The 18,081-nt window shown below is 64.4% G+C and carries 14 protein-coding genes and 1 riboswitch; of the genes, 7 read left to right on the top strand and 7 right to left on the bottom strand.

The annotated features are described in order from the left end of the window. Positions 1-48: 48 nt before the first annotated feature. From HX613_RS02005 to HX613_RS02015, 3 genes are all read right to left on the bottom strand, one after another. On the bottom strand, positions 49-1,332 hold the full coding sequence (locus HX613_RS02005; protein WP_235343833.1) for an aminomethyltransferase family protein: 1,284 nt from the start codon (positions 1,330-1,332) through the stop codon (positions 49-51). Beyond that, entirely contained in the window at positions 1,332-4,283 is a 2,952-nt protein-coding gene (gene gcvP / locus HX613_RS02010) for an aminomethyl-transferring glycine dehydrogenase (protein WP_235343834.1), read from the bottom strand. Before gcvP ends, HX613_RS02005 begins: the two co-directional genes overlap by 1 nt. A 173-nt stretch (positions 4,284-4,456) precedes the next feature. Further along, positions 4,457-4,578, bottom strand: a riboswitch (glycine riboswitch). Between the two features lie 252 nt (positions 4,579-4,830). Further along, positions 4,831-5,631, bottom strand: a complete 801-nt coding sequence (locus HX613_RS02015; protein WP_235343836.1) for an SDR family oxidoreductase — start codon at positions 5,629-5,631, stop codon at positions 4,831-4,833. Positions 5,632-5,751: 120 nt separating this feature from the next. Here HX613_RS02015 and HX613_RS02020 point away from each other — a divergent pair, with 120 nt between their 5' ends. Continuing rightward, positions 5,752-6,249 carry a DUF1990 family protein gene (locus HX613_RS02020; RefSeq protein ID WP_235343837.1) on the top strand — a complete coding sequence of 166 codons (498 nt, stop codon included), beginning with the start codon at positions 5,752-5,754 and terminating at the stop codon, positions 6,247-6,249. Then, positions 6,242-7,063, top strand: coding sequence for a phosphotransferase family protein (locus tag HX613_RS02025; RefSeq protein ID WP_235343838.1), 822 nt, complete (start codon positions 6,242-6,244; stop codon positions 7,061-7,063). The genes HX613_RS02020 and HX613_RS02025 overlap by 8 nt, the downstream gene beginning before the upstream one ends. 28 nt (positions 7,064-7,091) lie before the next feature. Here the strand turns inward: HX613_RS02025 and HX613_RS02030 are convergent, their stop codons facing one another. Continuing rightward, entirely contained in the window at positions 7,092-7,991 is a 900-nt protein-coding gene (locus HX613_RS02030) for a LysR substrate-binding domain-containing protein (RefSeq protein WP_235343839.1), read from the bottom strand. Between the two features lie 162 nt (positions 7,992-8,153). Here HX613_RS02030 and HX613_RS02035 point away from each other — a divergent pair, with 162 nt between their 5' ends. The 3 genes from HX613_RS02035 (at position 8,154) to fabG (ending at position 11,493) form a co-directional block, all read left to right on the top strand. Beyond that, positions 8,154-9,395: a CaiB/BaiF CoA transferase family protein gene (locus tag HX613_RS02035; RefSeq protein ID WP_235343840.1), complete on the top strand. Its 1,242-nt coding sequence runs from the start codon at positions 8,154-8,156 to the stop codon at positions 9,393-9,395. A gap of 85 nt (positions 9,396-9,480) precedes the next feature. Further along, entirely contained in the window at positions 9,481-10,644 is a 1,164-nt protein-coding gene (locus HX613_RS02040) for an acyl-CoA dehydrogenase family protein (RefSeq protein WP_235343842.1), read from the top strand. 51 nt (positions 10,645-10,695) lie between these two features. Then, positions 10,696-11,493, top strand: a complete 798-nt coding sequence (gene fabG, locus HX613_RS02045) for a 3-oxoacyl-ACP reductase FabG (protein WP_235343844.1) — start codon at positions 10,696-10,698, stop codon at positions 11,491-11,493. 74 nt (positions 11,494-11,567) lie between these two features. Here the strand turns inward: fabG and HX613_RS02050 are convergent, their stop codons facing one another. Further along, on the bottom strand, positions 11,568-13,037 hold the full coding sequence (locus HX613_RS02050) for a serine hydrolase domain-containing protein (RefSeq protein WP_235343846.1): 1,470 nt from the start codon (positions 13,035-13,037) through the stop codon (positions 11,568-11,570). Between the two features lie 381 nt (positions 13,038-13,418). Here HX613_RS02050 and HX613_RS02055 point away from each other — a divergent pair, with 381 nt between their 5' ends. Next, the gene (locus HX613_RS02055) at positions 13,419-13,973 is read left to right on the top strand and encodes an HAD-IA family hydrolase (RefSeq protein WP_235343847.1); all 555 of its coding nucleotides are present in this window, start codon (positions 13,419-13,421) and stop codon (positions 13,971-13,973) included. Between the two features lie 340 nt (positions 13,974-14,313). Here HX613_RS02055 and HX613_RS02060 read toward each other — a convergent pair whose 3' ends face one another. Both HX613_RS02060 and HX613_RS02065 read right to left on the bottom strand, forming a co-directional pair. Continuing rightward, a complete protein-coding gene (locus tag HX613_RS02060) occupies positions 14,314-15,627 on the bottom strand; it encodes an acyltransferase family protein (protein ID WP_235343848.1) in 1,314 nt (437 codons plus the stop codon). An 85-nt stretch (positions 15,628-15,712) separates the two neighbouring features. After that, on the bottom strand, positions 15,713-17,575 hold the full coding sequence (locus HX613_RS02065) for an amidohydrolase (RefSeq protein ID WP_235343849.1): 1,863 nt from the start codon (positions 17,573-17,575) through the stop codon (positions 15,713-15,715). A gap of 103 nt (positions 17,576-17,678) precedes the next feature. Between HX613_RS02065 and HX613_RS02070 the strand changes: the two genes are divergently transcribed. Then, positions 17,679-18,038, top strand: a complete 360-nt coding sequence (locus HX613_RS02070; protein WP_328284878.1) for a hypothetical protein — start codon at positions 17,679-17,681, stop codon at positions 18,036-18,038. Positions 18,039-18,081: the final 43 nt, after the last annotated feature.

The following is an 18,081-nucleotide window of genomic DNA, read 5'->3' on the forward strand; positions in this document are numbered from 1 at the left end:
GCCCCCAGTGTACGAGTCACCGGGGGCATCAGCACCAGGTGCAACGGATCAGTTCTCGCCGCGTTTGTAGAACGGCAACTCGGTCACTGAGAATTCATGCGCCTTGCCGCGGATGTCGACGAATACGGGCGTGCCGGGATCGGCGAGTCCGCGGTCGAGGAACGCCAGGGCGATGGGGTGCCCGAGCGTCGGCGAAGGCTGTCCGGAGGTGATGGTCCCGACGGCTGTTCCACCTTCGGCACCGACCTCGTCCGCCGAGGCGAAGACGCTCGCTCCCGAGCGTGCAGCGCGACGGCCCGCCGAGGTGAGTCCGACGAGCACGCGGGCCGGTTCGGTCTCTCCCAGCTTCGCCAGTGCCTCACGTGCGGCGAAGTTCTCCTTCGTTGTGAACCCGATCATGCGGCCGAGTCCGACGTCGAAGGGCGAGGTCTCGAGGCTGAGTTCGTTGCCGTAGAGCGGCATGCCCGCTTCCAGGCGCAGCGAATCACGTGAGGCCAGACCGCAGGGCACGAGGCCGTAGTCGACGCCGGCCGTCGTCAGGGTCTCCCACAGGCGCTCGGCGGCGACGTTGGGAACGTAGAGTTCGAAGCCGTCTTCGCCGGTGTAGCCGGTGCGCGCGAGCATCAGGTCGATGCCCGCGATCGTCAACGGCATCCACGCGTAGTACTTCAGCTCCCGAACCGCCTCGCCGACGGTGATCCCGGTCGAGTTGACCGAGGAATCATCGGCGGCGCCGTCGACGGCTGCATCGTTGGCCGCTGATCCGTCCGCAGCAGTGGTCGCGGGCCCGAATTCCCCATGTGCACCCTCGTCGAGGGCGCGCAGGATGATGGCCTCGGAGTTCGGTCCCTGCACGGCGATGAGCGCCGTGCCCTCGGACTCATCGAAGAGTTTGGCATCGGCTCCTGGGGACTCGTCCCGCAGGAAGTTCTGCAGTCGTTCCTTCAGGGTCGCGACGACGGTCGGGGTGTTCGAGGCGTTGGGGACGATGAGGAACTCTTCGTCGCCGATCCGGTAGGTGATGAGGTCATCGAGGAGGTAGCCCGCCTCATTGACCAGCACACCGTACTTGGCCTTGCCGATCTTCATCTTCGAGTACTTCGCCACCAGCGCGTAGTCGAGGAACGCGGCGGCATCGGAGCCGGTGAGGCGGACTTCGCCCATGTGGGAGAGGTCGAAGATTCCCGCGGCCTCACGCACGGCACGGTGCTCGGCCAGCTCGGAGCCGTACTTCAGCGGCATGTCCCAGCCGCCGAAGTCGGTGAAGGATGCGCCGAGCTTGTCGTGGGTTGAGTGCAGCGGGGTCTCGCGCGTCGAGTTCTCAGTACTCATCAGTCGTCCTCTTCATCGTTGACTTCGAAGGCCTCTGGCGGCGGGCAGGTGCACACCAGGTTGCGGTCGCCGTAGGCACCGTCGATGCGGCTGACCGGCGGGAAGTACTTGGTTGCCTTCAGTCCCTTGACCGGGAACACGGCAGTCTCGCGGGAGTACTTGGCATCCCAGTCGTCCATCACCACGGTCGCCGGGTGCGGGGCACCGGCCAGTGGGGATTCCTCGTAGGTGTACTGATCGCCGATCGAATCGATCTCTGCGCGGATGACGCGCATGGCTTCGATGAAGCGGTCGAGTTCGTCCTTGTCCTCGGACTCGGTCGGCTCGACCATCAGGGTGCCCGGGACCGGGAACGCCAGGGTCGGGGCGTGGAAGCCGAAGTCGATGAGACGCTTGGCCACATCCTCGGCGGTGACACCGGACTTTGCGGTGGCCTCGCGCAGGTCGAGGATCGTCTCGTGTCCGACCAGTCCGTGCTCACCCGAGTAGAGGATGGGGAACACGTCGTGGAGCTTGGCCGCCAGGTAGTTCGCACCCAGGAGTGCGGCACGGGAGGCCTCGCGCAGTCCGTCGCCGCCCATGAGTTCGAGGTAGGCGAAGCTGATCGGCAGGACGCCGGCTGAGCCGAACATCGATGCTGAGATCGGCAGCTCGTGCGCGTCCTCATCCCCGGCCACGAGTTCCGCCGAGGTGGGATCGCCGGGCAGGTACGGGGCGAGGTGTTCGCGCACCGCGACCGGTCCGACGCCGGGTCCGCCACCGCCGTGGGGGATGCAGAAGGTCTTATGCAGGTTGAGGTGGGAGACGTCGCCGCCGAATTCGCCGGGCTTGGCCAGACCGACCATGGCGTTGAGGTTCGCACCGTCGACGTAGACCTGACCGCCGGCTGCGTGGATCTTCTCGCAGACCTCGCGGACCTCGGACTCGAAGATGCCGTTGGTCGACGGGTAGGTGATCATGATCGCGGCGAGCTTGTCCGCGTTCTTCTCGATCTTCGCGTCGAGGTCGGCGATGTCGACCGATCCGTCCTCGGCCGTCGCGATGACCTGGACCTTGAGTCCGGCCAGGACCGCGGAGGCGGCGTTCGTGCCGTGAGCCGACTGCGGGATGAGCACGACGTCGCGGTCGGAGTCACCGTTGGCGACGTGGAAGTTGCGGATTGCCAGCAGTCCGGCAAGTTCGCCCTGGGAGCCGGCGTTGGGCTGCAGAGACACCCGGTCATAGCCGGTGACCTCGACGAGCGAATTCTCCAGTCGGGTGATGAGGGTGCGCCATCCGTGCGTCTGCTCGACGGGGGCGAAGGGGTGGATGGAGGCGAACTCGGGCCAGGTGATGGGTTCCATCTCTGCCGCGGCGTTGAGCTTCATCGTGCACGAGCCCAGCGGGATCATCGTCCGGTCCAGCGCCAGGTCCCGGTCGGCCAGGGTGCGCAGGTAGCGCATCATCGAGGTCTCGGAGCCATGTGCGCTGAAGATCGGGTGGGTGAGGAACTCGGTCGTGCGGTGGAAGCTCTCGGCGAAGGCCGGGGTCGGCACGTGGTTGGCTCCGAATGTCCCCGCCGAGGCGGCTTCGAAGTTCGCTTCATCGACCCGGGCGATGATGCCCAGTGCGTCGAGCAGTCCGTTGGCATCGGCGACCGAGTGGGATTCGCCGAAGGAGACGCCGATGGTGTCGGCATCGATGACGCGGACGTTGTAGCCGCCGCGCTCTGCGACGACTCGGGCTGCTTCTGCGTCGGCAACGCGGATGGCAACGGTGTCGAAGAACTCACGGCTGAGAACCTCGGCGCCGGGTGCGGTGTTCACGGCGGTCGCGAAGGCCTGGGCCAGGCGGTGGATGCGGGAGGCGATGCGGGTCAGGCCGACGGGGCCGTGATAGACGGCGTACATCGAGGCGACGTTGGCCAGCAGGGCCTGGGCGGTGCAGATGTTGGACGTCGCCTTCTGGCGACGGATGTGCTGTTCACGGGTCTGCAGGGCCAGACGGTAACCGGGCTTGCCCTGGGCGTCCTTGGAGACGCCGACGAGGCGGCCGGGCAGCTGGCGCTGGAGGCCGGACTTCACGGCCATGAACCCGGCGTGGGGTCCGCCGAAGAACAGGGGGACGCCGAAGCGCTGGGCCGAGCCGACGGAGATGTCGGCACCCTGGGAGGCGGGATCCTTGAGCAGGGTCAGGGCCAGGAGGTCGGCGTCGAAGGTCACGAGTGCGCCGCGGTCATGGGCGCCGTCGACGGCCTCGGCGAAGTCGCGGATGACGCCGGTGGTGCCGGGCTGGGCGCAGACGATGCCGAAGATGTCCTCGCCGGCGAGACCCTCGGCCAGGTCGGCGACAGTGACGCGGAAGTCCATGGCCTTCGCACGGGCGCGGACGACGGCGATGGTCTGCGGGTGGAGTTCGGAGTCGAGGACGACGGTTGTCCCCTTCTTCACCGCTCGACGCATGAGAAGGACAGCCTCGGCGACGGCGGTGGCCTCATCGAGGAGTGAGGCGTTGGCGATGTCGAGACCGGTGAGGTCCTGGACGACCTGCTGGAAGTTGAGCAGCGCTTCGAGGCGGCCCTGGGAGATCTCCGGCTGGTAGGGGGTGTATGCGGTGTACCAGGCGGGATTCTCGACCAGGTTGCGGCGGATGACGGCCGGGGTGATCGTGTCGTAGTAGCCCTGGCCGATCATCTGCTTGCGCATGATGTTCTGGCCCGCGATCGCGCGGAGGTCATCGAGGACCTCGGCTTCGGAGCGGCCCGTGGGCAGGTCGAGTCCGTCGATCTGAATGGATTCTGGGACGGCCGCGGCCGACAGTGCTTCAAGGGAGTCGTAGCCGAGTTCGGCCAGCATGGCCGCGGTGTCATCAGCGCGAGGGCCGATGTGCCGGTCGGAGAAGGGGCGTTCGGTGTCTCCGGTGGGCGCCGTGGTGTGCGCGAGTGAACTTGTGTGGGCGAGTGAACTGGTCAATTGCCGTCCTTGGGTCGGTGTCGCGCCCGCCTATGGAGGACGCACTGAGCAGTGGCGGTCCTCCCCGATCTGTCGGACGCGATCCTCCGTTCCGCTGTGCGCACTGTGGCACGTGCGTGAACACGTGCGCCAGGCGTCGCGCATCGGGCCGGAGTCGGCTCCTTCAGATATGCCTGCAATCGGTGGTACTGGGCCTGAGAGTTTCCCGGGGAGGGAATTGCACCTACGGCGCTGCTTAGCACTGTTCGGGCAACCGGTGGTTGCGACAGTTGAGCAGCTCTCCCACGTCATGTCTTAACGGCAGTATTCAATTGTGTGGTTTTGCGTGTTGCTGCTGTGGCTATATTCCTATAGCTGGTGTGGCTATGAACTTATGGGGCCAAGTCTAGTGTCTGCGATCACGGCGGACAAACACCGTGATGGAGCGCGGTTACCCGTGAGTCGGCCGTTCCGATCGGTGAGTCGGCTGTTCCGTTCGTGGTTGTGGGCTCGCGTGCGATTCTGTCGAGGAAATCGCACGCGAGCCCACACTGACGGAGTCAGCAGATCAGGCTCTGCCGCCGGCGGTGATGACTCCACCGTCGGCGGTGAGCACCTGCGCGGTGATCCAATCGGCGTCGGATGAGGCCAAGTAGGCCACTGCACCGGCGATGTCCTCGGGCGTGCCGAGCCGCTTGGCCGGATAAGAGGAAGCGACCTCCTCTTCCCTGCCTTCGTAGAGAGCAGTGGCGAAGTTCGTCTTCACCACGGCAGGAGCGACTGCGTTGACCCGGATGTCGGGTCCGAGTTCGACTGCCAGTGACTTCGTCAGGTGCGAGACTGCGGCCTTTGAGATGCCGTAGAAGGAGATTCCGGGGCTGGGCACCTGACCGGCCACCGAGGAGATGCTCACGACCCGTCCCTTGTTCTCACGGAAGCCCAGCTTCTCGTGATGGACTGCCTCCTGCACCCAGGCGAGCGTGCCGATGACGTTGACGTCGAGGATCTTGCGAGCGGCATCGAGGTCAAGGTCGATGAGCGGACCGTAGACCGGGTTGATTCCCACGTTCGTGACCAGCACATCGAGTCGACCGAACTTCTCCGCGATCGTGTCATAGACCTCCGCGCGGTGCTTGGGGTCGTCGGACTTCCCCGCAATGGCCAGGGCAGTGCCTTCGGGCAACTGCGCGACCGCCTCGGCGAGGGCCTCGGGTTTGCGGGCGGTGAGGACGACGGTGGCACCTTCGGCCTGCAGTCGCTTGGCGATGCCGAGTCCGATTCCACGACTGGCACCGGTGATGAGTACGACCTGACCGGCGAATCGCTTGCCGAAATGGGCCTGGTCTTGGGTGCTGGCGTGTTCTGTCATGCGTGAACTCCATCGTCCGTCGAGTTAACCGAGCGTTCGCTCAGTGCTGTGTTTGTATCGTAGGCAGGAGCGACCGACAATCACAAGGACGAGTTGGCCGGCAGCATCAGGAGATGACGGATGAGCCGATTAGAGCAGACCCTCGACCTGGGCCCGGCCGAGCTGTTCCCGATGGCACGGGAGGCGATCCTGACGTGGAAGCTGCAGGAGTCTGCCGGTGTCATCGCGCGTCCTTCGCGCCGCGTGCATCCCGGCCAGATCATCGACCTGTGGCTCAACCCGGTCTGGCCATCGGCGCCGAGGCGGTGGCGCGGCCGGGATCTGGTGCTGCCGGTCGGATCCTGCGAAGTCATCGAGGTCATCGACGCAGAATCTGCGGCGGGCTTCGTCTACCGCACTCTGCCCGGGCACCTCGAGTCGGGGGAGCAGACGTACCTCGTGTCCCTCGGATCAGACGGTCGCCTCGGCGTCTCCATCACTTCGGAATCCGTTCCCGGACACCCGCTGCTGAGAGCCTTCGCTCCGATGTCCGTTGCAGCGCAGGGGATGATGGCCCGGCGATACGCCGCTGGACTGAAGCGGATGCTCGCCCCTCGATACCATGGCGATCATGACTGAAGCTCAGCTACGTGCGATGAGATCGGCCTCCTCACTGCTGGGGCGAGAGCTGACGTTCCTTGAAGAGTTCACCGGCGGTCAGCACGCGACCACCATCCTCACTACAGACGGTGAGAACGAACTGGTGGTTCGAGCCTTTCCGGCACACCACGATGCGGCCGTCCGGGAAGCCGAGATCTCAGAGAGACTATCCGCACTTGGCGTCTGGGTCCCTCACCTGGTCGCGGCCAGCACCGAACTCGAGAATCCCCTCATCGTCACCTCACGGGTTGTCGGCAGTACGCCGCCTCCTGGCCTCTCGCCGATGACGATGGCCACGGAAATGGCGGCTGCACTCGTGCACATTCACGAAATCGATGGCACCGGACTGCGACCGACTCCAGCAGAACCTCCTCGTGGGCATGCTCCGATCATCAAGCGAGCCCAACGGGAATGGGACCGCCTGGGCATGAACGAGGCTGTGCTCACCCATTCAGATTTCTGGTGCGGAAATGCGCTTTGGGAGGGGGCTCGCCTCACCGGAGTGGTCGATTGGTCAGGCGCCAGATGCGGCCCACCCGGTGTCGACGTCGCCTGGTGCCGACAAGATCTCGTCCTCCTCGGCTCCCCCGAGGCGGCTGAACTCTTTCTCGCAGAGTACGAACGACTCCTGGGCCGCCCGATCAGCGATATCAACGCCTGGGATGTGCAAGCCGCCGCTCGGGCACACGACCGCGTTGAGACCTGGCTGCCGAACTATCACGGGATCGGACGGACCGACATCACTGCGAAGCTGCTGCGCGAGCGCCTCGATGCCTGGAACGCGACGTTGTGATCCGCGGGGCGAGCACGTCCGGAGTGGTTTAGCCCACTGTCGGCAAGACCTCCTCGGCGAGGTCGATCACTACGTCCAGGGCGGCCTTGCCATGATCGGTCCGGTGCGCCAGGTACAGAGTCGAGGGATCCTGCTCGATGTCGAGGGGCACGGCCACGGTTCCCGCCTCACGCGTATTCGCCGAGACCGAGTCGAAGGTGATCGAGATACCCAGTCCTGCTGCAACAAGGGCTCCGATCGTCTGCGAATCCGGCGCCGCCTGAGCCAGGCGAGGCGTGAAGCCGGCCTCGTGGCATAGTCGTAGGGTGTTCTCTCGCAGCGTCGAGCTGGGATGGGCAGGCAGGGTGATGAAGTCTTCGTCAGCAAGTTCGTCCACGCGCAGGGAGGAACGTCTTGCCAGCCGGTGACCTTCGGGCAGGGCGGCGCACAGGCGCTCGATCATGACCGGTCGCCCCGTCACCCCCGGCGGCTGCTTGTCCCATCTGACCAAGGCGAGATCGAGGGTTCCGTCGACCAGCCCGGCCAGGCCCTCCTCGGCGAAGACATTGGACTCGAGGCTGAAGACGATGCCCGGACTCCGTCCTCGCGAGGCTGTCACCAGGGCAGCTGCCAGAGCCCGCGAGGAAGACCTGGCGAAACCGAAGCTGATGCGCCCGGTCTCCCCCGCTGCCGCCCGCTGGACGGAATCGACCGCAAGACCCTGGTATTCGAGCATTTTTCTCGCAGGTTCGATCAGCGCCTCACCCTCCGGCGAGAGTCTCACATTCCGGGTCGTGCGCTGAAACAGGGAGACCCCGAGCTCGTCCTCGAGAGCACGGATCGTGCGACTCAGCGGAGGTTGGAGCACACCCAGCCGCGCAGCGGCACGGCCGAAGTGCAGCTCCTCGGCGACGGCGAGAAAGGCACGCACCTGCTGAATCTCCATCATGTTCTGCTCTCCATCTACCTACGACCGCACACAGATCCTGCATCCGTTTAAATACCATTAAAGATAACAATCACTTCTCATTATTACTCACATTGCTATATTGTGGGGTGAAACACTCTGAGGAACCTCAGAGTCGAGCAGAATCACCGGGAGCGTTCATCGATGAATGGCGAGACAGCCACGAGCCAGGCACCAGCGGACCACGGGACGACTGCGAGAGATCAGGCCGAATCCATCGCCGAGTTCCTCCCTCGCGCCGGCAACGGTCCTCTCTCGGGCCAAGTCGTCGTTGATTTCTCCCGTGTCCTCGCCGGCCCCTATTCCACGATGATGCTCGCCGACCTCGGCGCCACGGTCATCAAGGTCGAAGGCCCAGGTGGTGACGACACGAGGAACTGGAGCCCACCGGTCCGCGATGACGATGCCACCTACTATCTGTCGATCAATCGCAATAAGTACGACATCGTGCTCGACTTCTCCGATGCCGATGAACTTTCCGTGGCGCAGAAGCTCGCGGCCCGTGCCGACATCATCGTCGAGAATTTCAAACCGGGAGGTCTGAAGAAGTTCGGCCTCGACTACGACTCGGTCTCCACCTCTAACCCCGTGCCCAACGCAGAGGTCATCTATGCCTCTGTCACCGGCTTCGGCGCCCACAATGCGCTGCCCGGCTACGATCTGCTCGTCCAGGCCATGTCCGGGTTCATGAGCGTCACCGGCAGCCCCGACGGCTCCCCCTACCGTGCCGGCGTCGCGGTCTTCGACGTCATCACCGGTCTGCACACGACGATCGGGATCATGGCCGCAATCCAGCACAAGAACCTCACCGGCGAGGGCCAGCTGGTCGAAACCAACCTCATGTCCTCCGCGATGTCGGGCCTGGCGAACCAGTCCGGAGCCTATGCCGCCGCAGGTGTGACACCGACGCGCATGGGCAACGCCCACCCCAGCCTCTACCCGTACCAGCCGATGGCCACGAAGGACGGCGAACTCATCGTCGCCGCAGCCAACGACGGCCAGTTCGCCGCCCTCGCCACAGCCCTCGGGCGACCAGACTGGGCCGAAGACGAACGCTTCGCAAAGGCCAAGACCCGCAACGCCAACCGTGACGAACTCGAACCCGAACTTCTCGAAGCCCTGCAGCAGCACACGGCCCAGGAATGGTTTGAGAAGCTCACGGCCGTGGGCCTGCCCTGCGCCCCGATCAACTCGATCTCCCAAGGAGTCGAGCGCGCCCGGGATCTCGGCCTCGACCCGATCGTCGAGACCGGTCAAGGCGAGCGCATCATTCCCACGATCCGCAACCCGATCCGGCTGGCGAAGTCCGAGGTCTCCTACGACCTCGCACCACCGGAACTCGGGGCCGACTCCGATCAGGTCCGCGCCTGGATCGACAGCCTCTAGCCCCACCTCGGCGACAAAGGGCACCGCCCCCACCTCGGCGACAGCACCACCACCTCACCACCTCACCACACAAGGAGAGCGAAGCATGGATACTTCGGAACTGGATGACGTCCTCTCGATCGTCCGCGAATTCGTCCGCGAGAAGGTCGTCCCCATCGAACTCGAAATCGAGGCCGACGACGCCATCCCGGAGTCGATCATCAAGGAATCCGCCGAGATGGGTCTCTTCGGCTGGGCGCTGCCCGAGGAGTACGGCGGGCTGGGCATGAATGCTGAACAGGACGCGCAGCTGGCAATGGAGCTCGGCTATACGACACCGGCGTTCCGGTCCGTCTTCGGCACGAACAACGGCATCGCCGGGCAGGTCCTTGTCAACTACGGCACCGACGAGCAGAAGAGTCAGTGGCTGCCGCAGCTGACCTCGGGCGATGTCGTCGCCTCCTTCGCTCTGACCGAGTCCGAGGCCGGATCCGACCCCTCGGGCATGCGCACCAGAGCCGTGCGCGATGGCGACGACTACGTCATCAACGGCAGCAAGCGCTTCATCACCAACGCCGAGTCCTCCGACGTGCTCATGGTCTTCGCCCGCACCGACCCGAACGCGCGGGGTTCGAAGGGCATCTCCGTCTTCCTCGTCCCGACGAAGACGGCCGGCGTCACGGTCGGAACCCATGACAACAAGATGGGCCAAGCCGGTGCCTGGACCTCGGAGATCTTCTTCGACGACGTCCGTGTGCCCGCCGCCAACCTCATCGGCGGTGAGGAGGAGAAGGGCTTCTACGCCGCGATGGCCTCGCTGAACAAGGGCCGCCTGCACATCGCCGCGATCTGCGTCGGCCAGGCCACCCGCATCCTCGACGAGTCCGTGAGCTATGCCGCCGAGGCGAAACAGGGTGGAGAGCCCATCGCCCGGTTCCAGCTGATCCAGGCCATGCTCGCCGACATCTACACCGAGGTTGCCGCCGCCAAGGCTCTCGTACTCGCCGCTGCGAAACGCTGGGATGCCGATGAGGACCGGAAGCTCGGACCCAGCTCTGCAAAGCTCTTCGCCTCCGAGGCTCTGGGTCGCATTGCCGACAAGGGTGTGCAGATCCAGGGTGGAACGGGCTACATGCGTGAGTCCGCCGTCGAACGCTTCTACCGCCATGCTCGCCTGTTCCGCATCTATGAGGGCACCTCGGAAGTCCAGCGCGTCGTCGTTGCCCGGCAGCTGCTCAAGGGCGCCCACAAACCCCAGTTCAACCTGTAACTCGCCTCCACGCTGAGAAGACACATCCACACGCAAAGAAAGAAGGACCTGATGACCGACGCACCAGCCACCACCGCCTCCACCGCCCAGGGCATCTCCGAGATCCCCGGCCTGCTCACCGGCAAGGTCGCCGTGGTCACCGGCGGCGCCCAGGGCCTCGGCCTGGCCATGGCCCGCAGCCTCGTCAACTCCGGAGCCAAGGTCGTCCTCGGCGATATGAATGAGGAGAGCCTGCAGTCGGCCGTGACCGAACTCGGCGGATCCGACTCTGCCGCCGGGGTCGAGTGCAATGTGGCTTCCCTGGAGAACACACAGAAGCTCGCCGATGCGGCAACGACGATCTTCGGCGGCGTCGACATCTGGGTCAACAATGCCGGCATCACCCGTGACGCGACGATTCGGAAGATGAGCGAGAAGGAGTTCGACGACGTCATCTCCGTCCACCTGCGCGGGACCTGGAACGGGCTCAAGGTCGCCACCGGCCTCATGCGCGAACAGGACCGCGGCGGTGCGATCGTCAACGTCTCCTCCATCAGCGGCAAGGTCGGCATGCTCGGCCAGTCGAACTACTCGGCGGCGAAGGCCGGCATCGTCGGCATGACCAAGGCGGTGGCCAAGGAGGTCGCGTTCAAGGGCATCCGCATCAATGCGATCCAGCCCGGCTTCATCAACACCGCGATGACCGCGGCCATGCCCCAGCACGCGATCGATTCGAAGCTCGCCGAGATCCCGCTGGGCCGTCCCGGAGAGCCCGAAGAGGTTGCCTCGGTGGTGCTGTTCCTCGCCTCCGGCCTGTCCAGCTACCTCACCGGAACCGTCACGGAAATCTCCGGGGGACGCCACATCTGAGTGCTTTCCATCGAGCTGATCATTTGCGATTGGAAAGCATCGGCCGCTGGTGAGTAGGCACACGGTCGCCGGAACTATCTACAGCTTTCGGCAGGAGCTGAGGAGTCGTCGCCCTTTGGTCCAGTGCTAGTCGAATCCAACCGTTCCGACCGGACGTAACTGACAATACGTACGGCGACCAGCGCACCGCAGACGATCGCCCATGTGAAGAACCAGATCAAAGCCACGGGGCTGACGTGGAACAGCAGTGAGTATGGTGCTGTACGCCCGGTCAGCAACAGTTGCAGGCTGGGCAGGGCGAGTACCCAGGCTATCGGGATCAGCGGTGGGATCAGCCGCAGAATGGTCCAGATCTTGCTTCTGCCGGCTCGGCGCTGGCCCCAGCGCCGAGCACGCACCAGCCCAACAACGGCAAGAGCCACAGTGATCAGGCCCAGCCCGGTCAAGATCAAATCCGTCCACACTCCGTTGGAGAAGGCTTGCAGAGCGGGAATTTCGGGGTTGAGGTCGTGCAGCAGGTTCTGGGCCAGCACGCCCGGGTCCGGTGATGTGATGCCTGTACCGGAGTTGATCATGACGACGATGCTGTCTCCTGACTCTGTGAAGATCCCCTGGTAAGCACCAAACCCTGCACCGGCACCGCTGTGCGAGATACGCACCGGTGGCCCTTCCGCGGACTCGGCGTTGTACCAGCCGAAACCGTAGCCATTGCTGGCCTTGGACCCCGGTGTGTGCATAAGGTCGATGGCCTCTTGACTGACCAGGCGTGTGCCGTCAGGTGTGCGACCCCCGCTGCTCTGCATCTGCAGCCACTTCGACATGTCGTTCGCCGTGCTGACCACACCACCGGAGCCTTCGCTGAAATACCCAGATCCGTCAGAGTCGAAGGCCTTGCCGTATACGATCGAGTGCCCGCGTGCCATTGCGGGTACTCGGTCCGTGGACTGCTGAGTGTCCTTCGTCGACGTCATATTCAATGGTTTGAAGACGTGCTGTGAGAGGTAGTAATCGAACTGTTCGCCGCTGATGACCTCGACCATCCTGGCCAAGACATGATAGTTCGGGTTGTGGTAATTGAAGGCGGCCCCTGGGTCAGCGGCCAAGGTAGCGGTCTTCAGGTGGGCGACAGATTGCTTGAGCGTTGTGATACCGCCGTCGTAGAGATTTGGTGCCGTGGCGTCAGTCATCCCCGACGTCTGGTTGAGCAGTTGGCGCACGGTGATGCCTCCACCGCGAGGATCGTCGATGGTGAACTCGGGCAGATAAGTTCGCACCTGTTTGTCGAGATCAATCTTGTCGTGCTCCTCGAGCTGCATCACCGCCATGGCGGTGAACGACTTCGACAACGATTCGATCCGAAGCGGAGTGTCAGCCGTCATCGGTCGGTCATCTTCCGCTTCGCCTGCTGCCGAGGTCTGGGCGACTTCGTTATCGCGCATCACCGACACAGCTATGCCAGGTACTCCGGAATCGACGACCTTGGCCAAATAGTCATCAACTGTGTACCCGGCATCAGCGTGGGCCGGTGGTGAAGGGACTGCCATCGCCAGGAGACATACCAGCACGGCGATTGAGGTTAACACCACCCGAGGGCGTGAGCGCGAATGATAGCAATCTGAGAACGTCGTCATGTATTCGAGGCTACTCAGCGTCAACAGCAGATACTGTCATGATGGCCCTTCACTCTGGCTGAGGAAACCTGTACATCCCAGCCCCAAATCGCGACCGTGCTTCGCCGAGAAGCCACCACGGGGGACCGGAATAGAACAAAATCCCTTGACGTTCTAACCGCTATGCGCACCCCTGGATCTGACAGACCCGCGATAATATTTGACGTCCTGGGAACTCTCGTGGATCAAGTGGGCAGTCTGCGTCGACAGACAAGAGCCGTCACCGGCTGAGACGAGGACACGTCAGGGCGAGTAGTGGATGCGTGGCTGGCTCACGTCGCCGAGCGGGAAGACGAGATCATCGCTGGCGACACTGCCTTCGTTCCGAGCCACGTCCTCGATGCAGAGGCGCTTGAGAGCTTGGTAGGCAAGGGCGTACTGCCCGCAGCAGCTGTCCGACCGCTGAGCTCTGCCTCACAGCTCTTGGAGCCGTGGCCAGACACTGTTGAAGCGCTGACGCGGCTCTCAGCCGATGTGCCGGTGGCGGGCTTATCCAACGCAAGCCGCCGGGTACTCACCGGGCTGCGCGGCAGCTCCGGGATGAGGTGGCATCAGGTGTTGTCGGCAGAGGACGCCAATACATATAAGCCCGATCCTGCGATCTATCGGCTCGCACTGTCGGTCACGCCCGTGGGAACGCCGACACCATATATGGTTGCGGCTCATGCTTGGGACTTGCGCGCAGCGGCGAAGGCTGGTCTGCGTACTGCGTATGTACCGAGGCCCGGCGGTGATCCGCCGGCAGCAGACGACAATTTCGATCTGTACGCCGACAATCTTCTCCAATTACATTCCAAACTGCGCCCGTAAATTGTCGCGGACTTCGCCCGTGGGACACCAACCAGCCCTATTTGACAATCATAAGATCCCGAGGAGCCAGCCGCGGGCTCCTCGCCCCACTGTCTTCCGAGCCGCTTGGACCGAATATCGTCTAGGTTCAGCTGATGCCCCGATACGTCGAGTTGATTCAGCGGCGACCGCCACGGGCGTAACCCCACGTACAAGTGCCGGGAGCAGATCACGAAACTGGCGGATCAGCGTTGAGGCCCCGAGCCAAGAGCATGCCGAAATCGTGGATGTCTCAGCCAACAGCTTGCGATACCCACGATGGGACCGATAACGGTGCCTCGGCGGGACCCTCTGTATGGGATCAGCCTCGGTGGGAGAGCCTATCTGGAAGTTTGACGACGCCGAAGACGATCATGCCCACCAGCGGCAGCAGCGGCCAGATCCAGGTCACCCCGGATGCGTTGACCATGCCCACATCGGCCATGATCGCCAGTCCCGCACAGATCGCTGCCGCGGCGAGGATCGGCATCCACACCCGAGGGGCAGGGCGATCGTCGGGCTGCGCAGATTCGAACCGGCCGAAGATCACGACAAGGATGCCGGTGATCGCGAGAAGCGCCAGGCACCACAGGGGGCGGGTCAGCCACCACGCACCGGTCAGCGGGGTGGGCAGCAGCGCTCCGGCATCGAGTGCGAGGAGCACCTGGGCCAGGGCCGTCAAAGCGGTGAGATGCCATAGGAACCAGGTCATGATCCGCTGGTTCACAAGGACGGTGAGCATCCACAGTCCGGGGCTGCGCAGCAGCGCCGCCAGCGGTCGCTGAAGCATGAGCACGATTCCCGCCTGGGCCATTCCGAGGAAGGCCATTGTCACCCGGGTCGGGGCCGAGTTGGAGATCGCATCGGTGCCGGCGGTGATCATCGAGACCGGGTAGGGACCGAAGCCGACGAGGAGCCCGAGCCCGAGGGCGCCGACGGCGAAGAGCAGCAGGCAGCGTTTCAGGCTCGAGAGCCTGCCGTCGAGCCACGCGTAGCCGAACTGGTGGAAGCTGGCCCACACGAGCAGATAGTTGGGGTAGCCGGCCAGAATGCTGCCGGTGGTGATGCTGACGATGTCGATGACTCCGGCCGCGACGATGCCGAGGACGATCGACCACCAGCCCCATTTCTCCCACAGCACCAAGCAGGGTGGGGCGACGATGGCGACAAGCAGGTAGGCGGCGAGGAACCAGGTGGGCACCAGAGCCATCTGCGATGCCAGCTGCACCGCGGCCGGTTCGGCGCCGAAGCTCAACGCGATGATGCAGGTGAGCAGCCAGACGAGCAGAAGTGGGATGAGGGGCAGTCCCAGGCGACGCAGGCGGGCGCGCAGCCATTCGGCGTAGCCGATGTTCTTCCGTCTCGCCGAACGCCAGGACAGAGCGTTGGAATAGCCGCCGACGAGGAAGAAGATCGGCATCACTTGGAACACCCAGGTCAGCGGGTGCGTCCAGCGAGCCTCATCAAGCAGGCCGTGCGGCTCGATGCCTCCGGTGGAGCTCACCGCGATGATCGTCCAGTGCCCCAGCACGACGACGGTGATCGCTGCCGCGCGGAGGAAGTCGACTTCTCGGTTGCGGGAGTCGGGGGTGGCGGCATCGATCTTCCGCGCCCGAGCCATGAACGAGCGAAGCATATGTGAGGATCCTTTTCGGCAGGACGGGACTTCGGGTGGGTGGCAGGAAGGCGGTGGCTGAGCCGCGGGCGAGCGGTGGTGCCGGTCAGGCTTGGTATTTCACCTGGCCGCCGACCACTGTCAGCGCGACTGTGGTGTCACGGATCGCCTCGGCGTGGGCGAAGAGTGCTTCTTCGGATTCATAGCCGAGCAGACCATCGTCGGAGTCGGCTGCGTTGGGATTGAGCCCCTCGGCAACGAGCGGATCGGTGTCGACGACGATGAAGTCGGCGTCCATGCCCGGGGCCAGATAGCCTCGTCGATCTTCGAGTCCTGCGGCATAGGCCGGGCCCTGGGTATGCTGCCGAATTGCCTCAGCGGCGGAGATCCGACGTCGAGGCTGGAAGCTCGTGCTCGCCTCCCCCGAGATATTCGCCCTGGTCATCGCCGCATAGATCGCTGCGAAGGGATTGGCGGGCTCCACCGGCCCATCGGAGCCGAATGCCACGTGTGCCCCGGCGGCCAGCAGGTCGGGCCAGGCGTAGGCGGCAAGTTGCGCGGATTCGTCGATGAGGTGGAGCAGGTGCAGGTCAGAGATGCAGTGACGGGGCTGCATGGAGGCGATGACGTCGAGTTCGGCGAACCGGGCGACGTCGGCAGGCTGAATGAATTGGGCGTGCTCGACCCGGTGGCGCAGTGGTCGTTCGAAGCGCTCCTGCGCCTCCGTCGTGGTCTGGCGCAGACGTTCGAAGACGTTGAGCACATGGTGGTTGGCCTGATCGCCGATGGCATGGATGGCAACAGAGATGCCGGCCTCGGTGGCCCAGCGTGCGTTCTCGAACAGATCGTCCTCTGACATCTGGGCGATCCCGTAGTTGGCGTCCTCCGGCGCACTGCTCAAGGCGTCCTCGGGCACACTGCCGGGGTAGGTGTAGAACTCCTGCTCGGCGCCCGCCTCGTCGGGGGTCACAGTCTCTTCGTGAGCGTGCGGCTCGGGAAACGGTTTGGACATGTGGCAGGTGTGCGAGCCCAGGGCTCCGTCGGAGAACAGCTTCAGGCCACCTCGGCGCAGCCAGTCATCGCCGTCGCCGGTGTGCCACCCGGTCTCGATAGCCCAGGGCACCTCCGGTGAGCGCAGATACTTCGTCACGCGGATGTGCTGTCGGTCGGCTTCGCGCAGGTCGTACCACCCCAGCGTCGAGGCGATGGAGTCGAAGTCGTGGATCCCGGTCAGCCCCTGGGAGAGGAACAGCTTCTGGGTGCGATCGAGTCGCTCGACCTGTTCTGCGCGGGAGGGTTCGGGAATGAATCTGGCCACCAGGTCGGTGGCATCCTCACGGACCAGCCCGGTCAGCGAGCCCTCGTCATCGCGAACGAATTCTCCGCCGAACGGGTCCACGGTGAGATCATCGATGCCGGCGATCTCCAGGCCGTGGGCATTCGTCCAGAGGGTGTGGAGATCGACCGACCACATCGCCACCGGGTGGTCGGGCACGGCCTGGTCGAGGAGTTCGCGATCGGGGTAGCGCGGGTCATCCCACTTGTTGATGTCCCACCCGGAGCCGACCACCCATTCGCCGAACGGCATCTGGCTGGCGCGTTCACGGATGGCGTCGACCGCCTCGGTCAAGGATCGGACATCGGAGAGATCGAGGTCGGTCAGGGAGTCTGCGTAGTGGATCGAATGCATGTGCGCGTCGACGAGGCCGGGCAGGATGACCTGGCCGGCGCAGTCGATCTCCTCGATTTCGAGGCCCGGAATCACCGCGGTGGCCCCGATTCCTCCCGCCGAGGCGAGCGCTGCCGTCGTCGAGGACTCGGAGGCTGCGATGTCGAGCAGTTCGGCTCTGGTGCCCACGGCCACGATCGTCTCCCCGTCGACGAGGATCGAGTCGGGTGCGACCGCCGAGGTGGCATCAGGGGAGGCAGGTGCAGAACTTCGCACGACGGCATTGGAGAACAGACGCATGAGCACCAGTCTAGAGCGCAAGTGCACGCGTTCCAGGCTAGGGTGCGAGGTGGTTTCTGCGCGCCGATATCGCCGATCTTCTACTGGGAGTAGAATCCGAGGCATGGCCAAGGTCTTCAGTTCTCAGGACACCCGTCTCTCCGCGGGTGCTCGCATCGTTCTTCCTGCCATCTGGCTCGGTCTCATCATCGGCATCTCCCTGATCGAGGCACCGCTGAAGTTCACCGCTCCGGGCATCACGATCCCGCTGGGGCTGGGCATCGGCCGTCTGGTCTTCACCGCCATGAACTGGGTCGAGATCGTCATTGCCGTGATCCTGCTGTGGTCGGTGTTCAAGTCAGCCGTCGGTGCCGGGTACCGGCTGCTGACATCTGCGGTGACGGTCGTCCTCATCGCCAAGGTCGCCGTGATCCGCCCCCTACTCAACAAGCGCACCGATGCCGTGCTCGCCGGTGTCGATTAGGGCGGGTCGAGCCTGCACCTGTTCTACATCGCCGCCGACGGCC

Source organism: Brevibacterium sp. UCMA 11754, assembly GCF_021532275.1.
Taxonomy (GTDB): Bacteria; Actinomycetota; Actinomycetes; order Actinomycetales; family Brevibacteriaceae; genus Brevibacterium.

Bases quoted from the DNA above. Each gene is read 5' to 3' on its own strand.
- HX613_RS02005 (WP_235343833.1), bottom strand. From the start codon at position 1,332: ATGAGTACTGAGAACTCGACGCGCGAGACCCCGCTGCACTCAACCCAC.
- HX613_RS02015 (WP_235343836.1), bottom strand. From the start codon at position 5,631: ATGACAGAACACGCCAGCACCCAAGACCAGGCCCATTTCGGCAAGCGA.
- HX613_RS02020 (WP_235343837.1), top strand. From the start codon at position 5,752: ATGAGCCGATTAGAGCAGACCCTCGACCTGGGCCCGGCCGAGCTGTTC.
- HX613_RS02025 (WP_235343838.1), top strand. From the start codon at position 6,242: ATGACTGAAGCTCAGCTACGTGCGATGAGATCGGCCTCCTCACTGCTG.
- HX613_RS02030 (WP_235343839.1), bottom strand. From the start codon at position 7,991: ATGATGGAGATTCAGCAGGTGCGTGCCTTTCTCGCCGTCGCCGAGGAG.
- HX613_RS02035 (WP_235343840.1), top strand. From the start codon at position 8,154: ATGAATGGCGAGACAGCCACGAGCCAGGCACCAGCGGACCACGGGACG.
- HX613_RS02040 (WP_235343842.1), top strand. From the start codon at position 9,481: ATGGATACTTCGGAACTGGATGACGTCCTCTCGATCGTCCGCGAATTC.
- fabG (WP_235343844.1), top strand. From the start codon at position 10,696: ATGACCGACGCACCAGCCACCACCGCCTCCACCGCCCAGGGCATCTCC.
- HX613_RS02050 (WP_235343846.1), bottom strand. From the start codon at position 13,037: ATGGCAGTCCCTTCACCACCGGCCCACGCTGATGCCGGGTACACAGTT.
- HX613_RS02060 (WP_235343848.1), bottom strand. From the start codon at position 15,627: ATGCTTCGCTCGTTCATGGCTCGGGCGCGGAAGATCGATGCCGCCACC.
- HX613_RS02065 (WP_235343849.1), bottom strand. From the start codon at position 17,575: ATGCGTCTGTTCTCCAATGCCGTCGTGCGAAGTTCTGCACCTGCCTCC.
- HX613_RS02070 (WP_328284878.1), top strand. From the start codon at position 17,679: ATGGCCAAGGTCTTCAGTTCTCAGGACACCCGTCTCTCCGCGGGTGCT.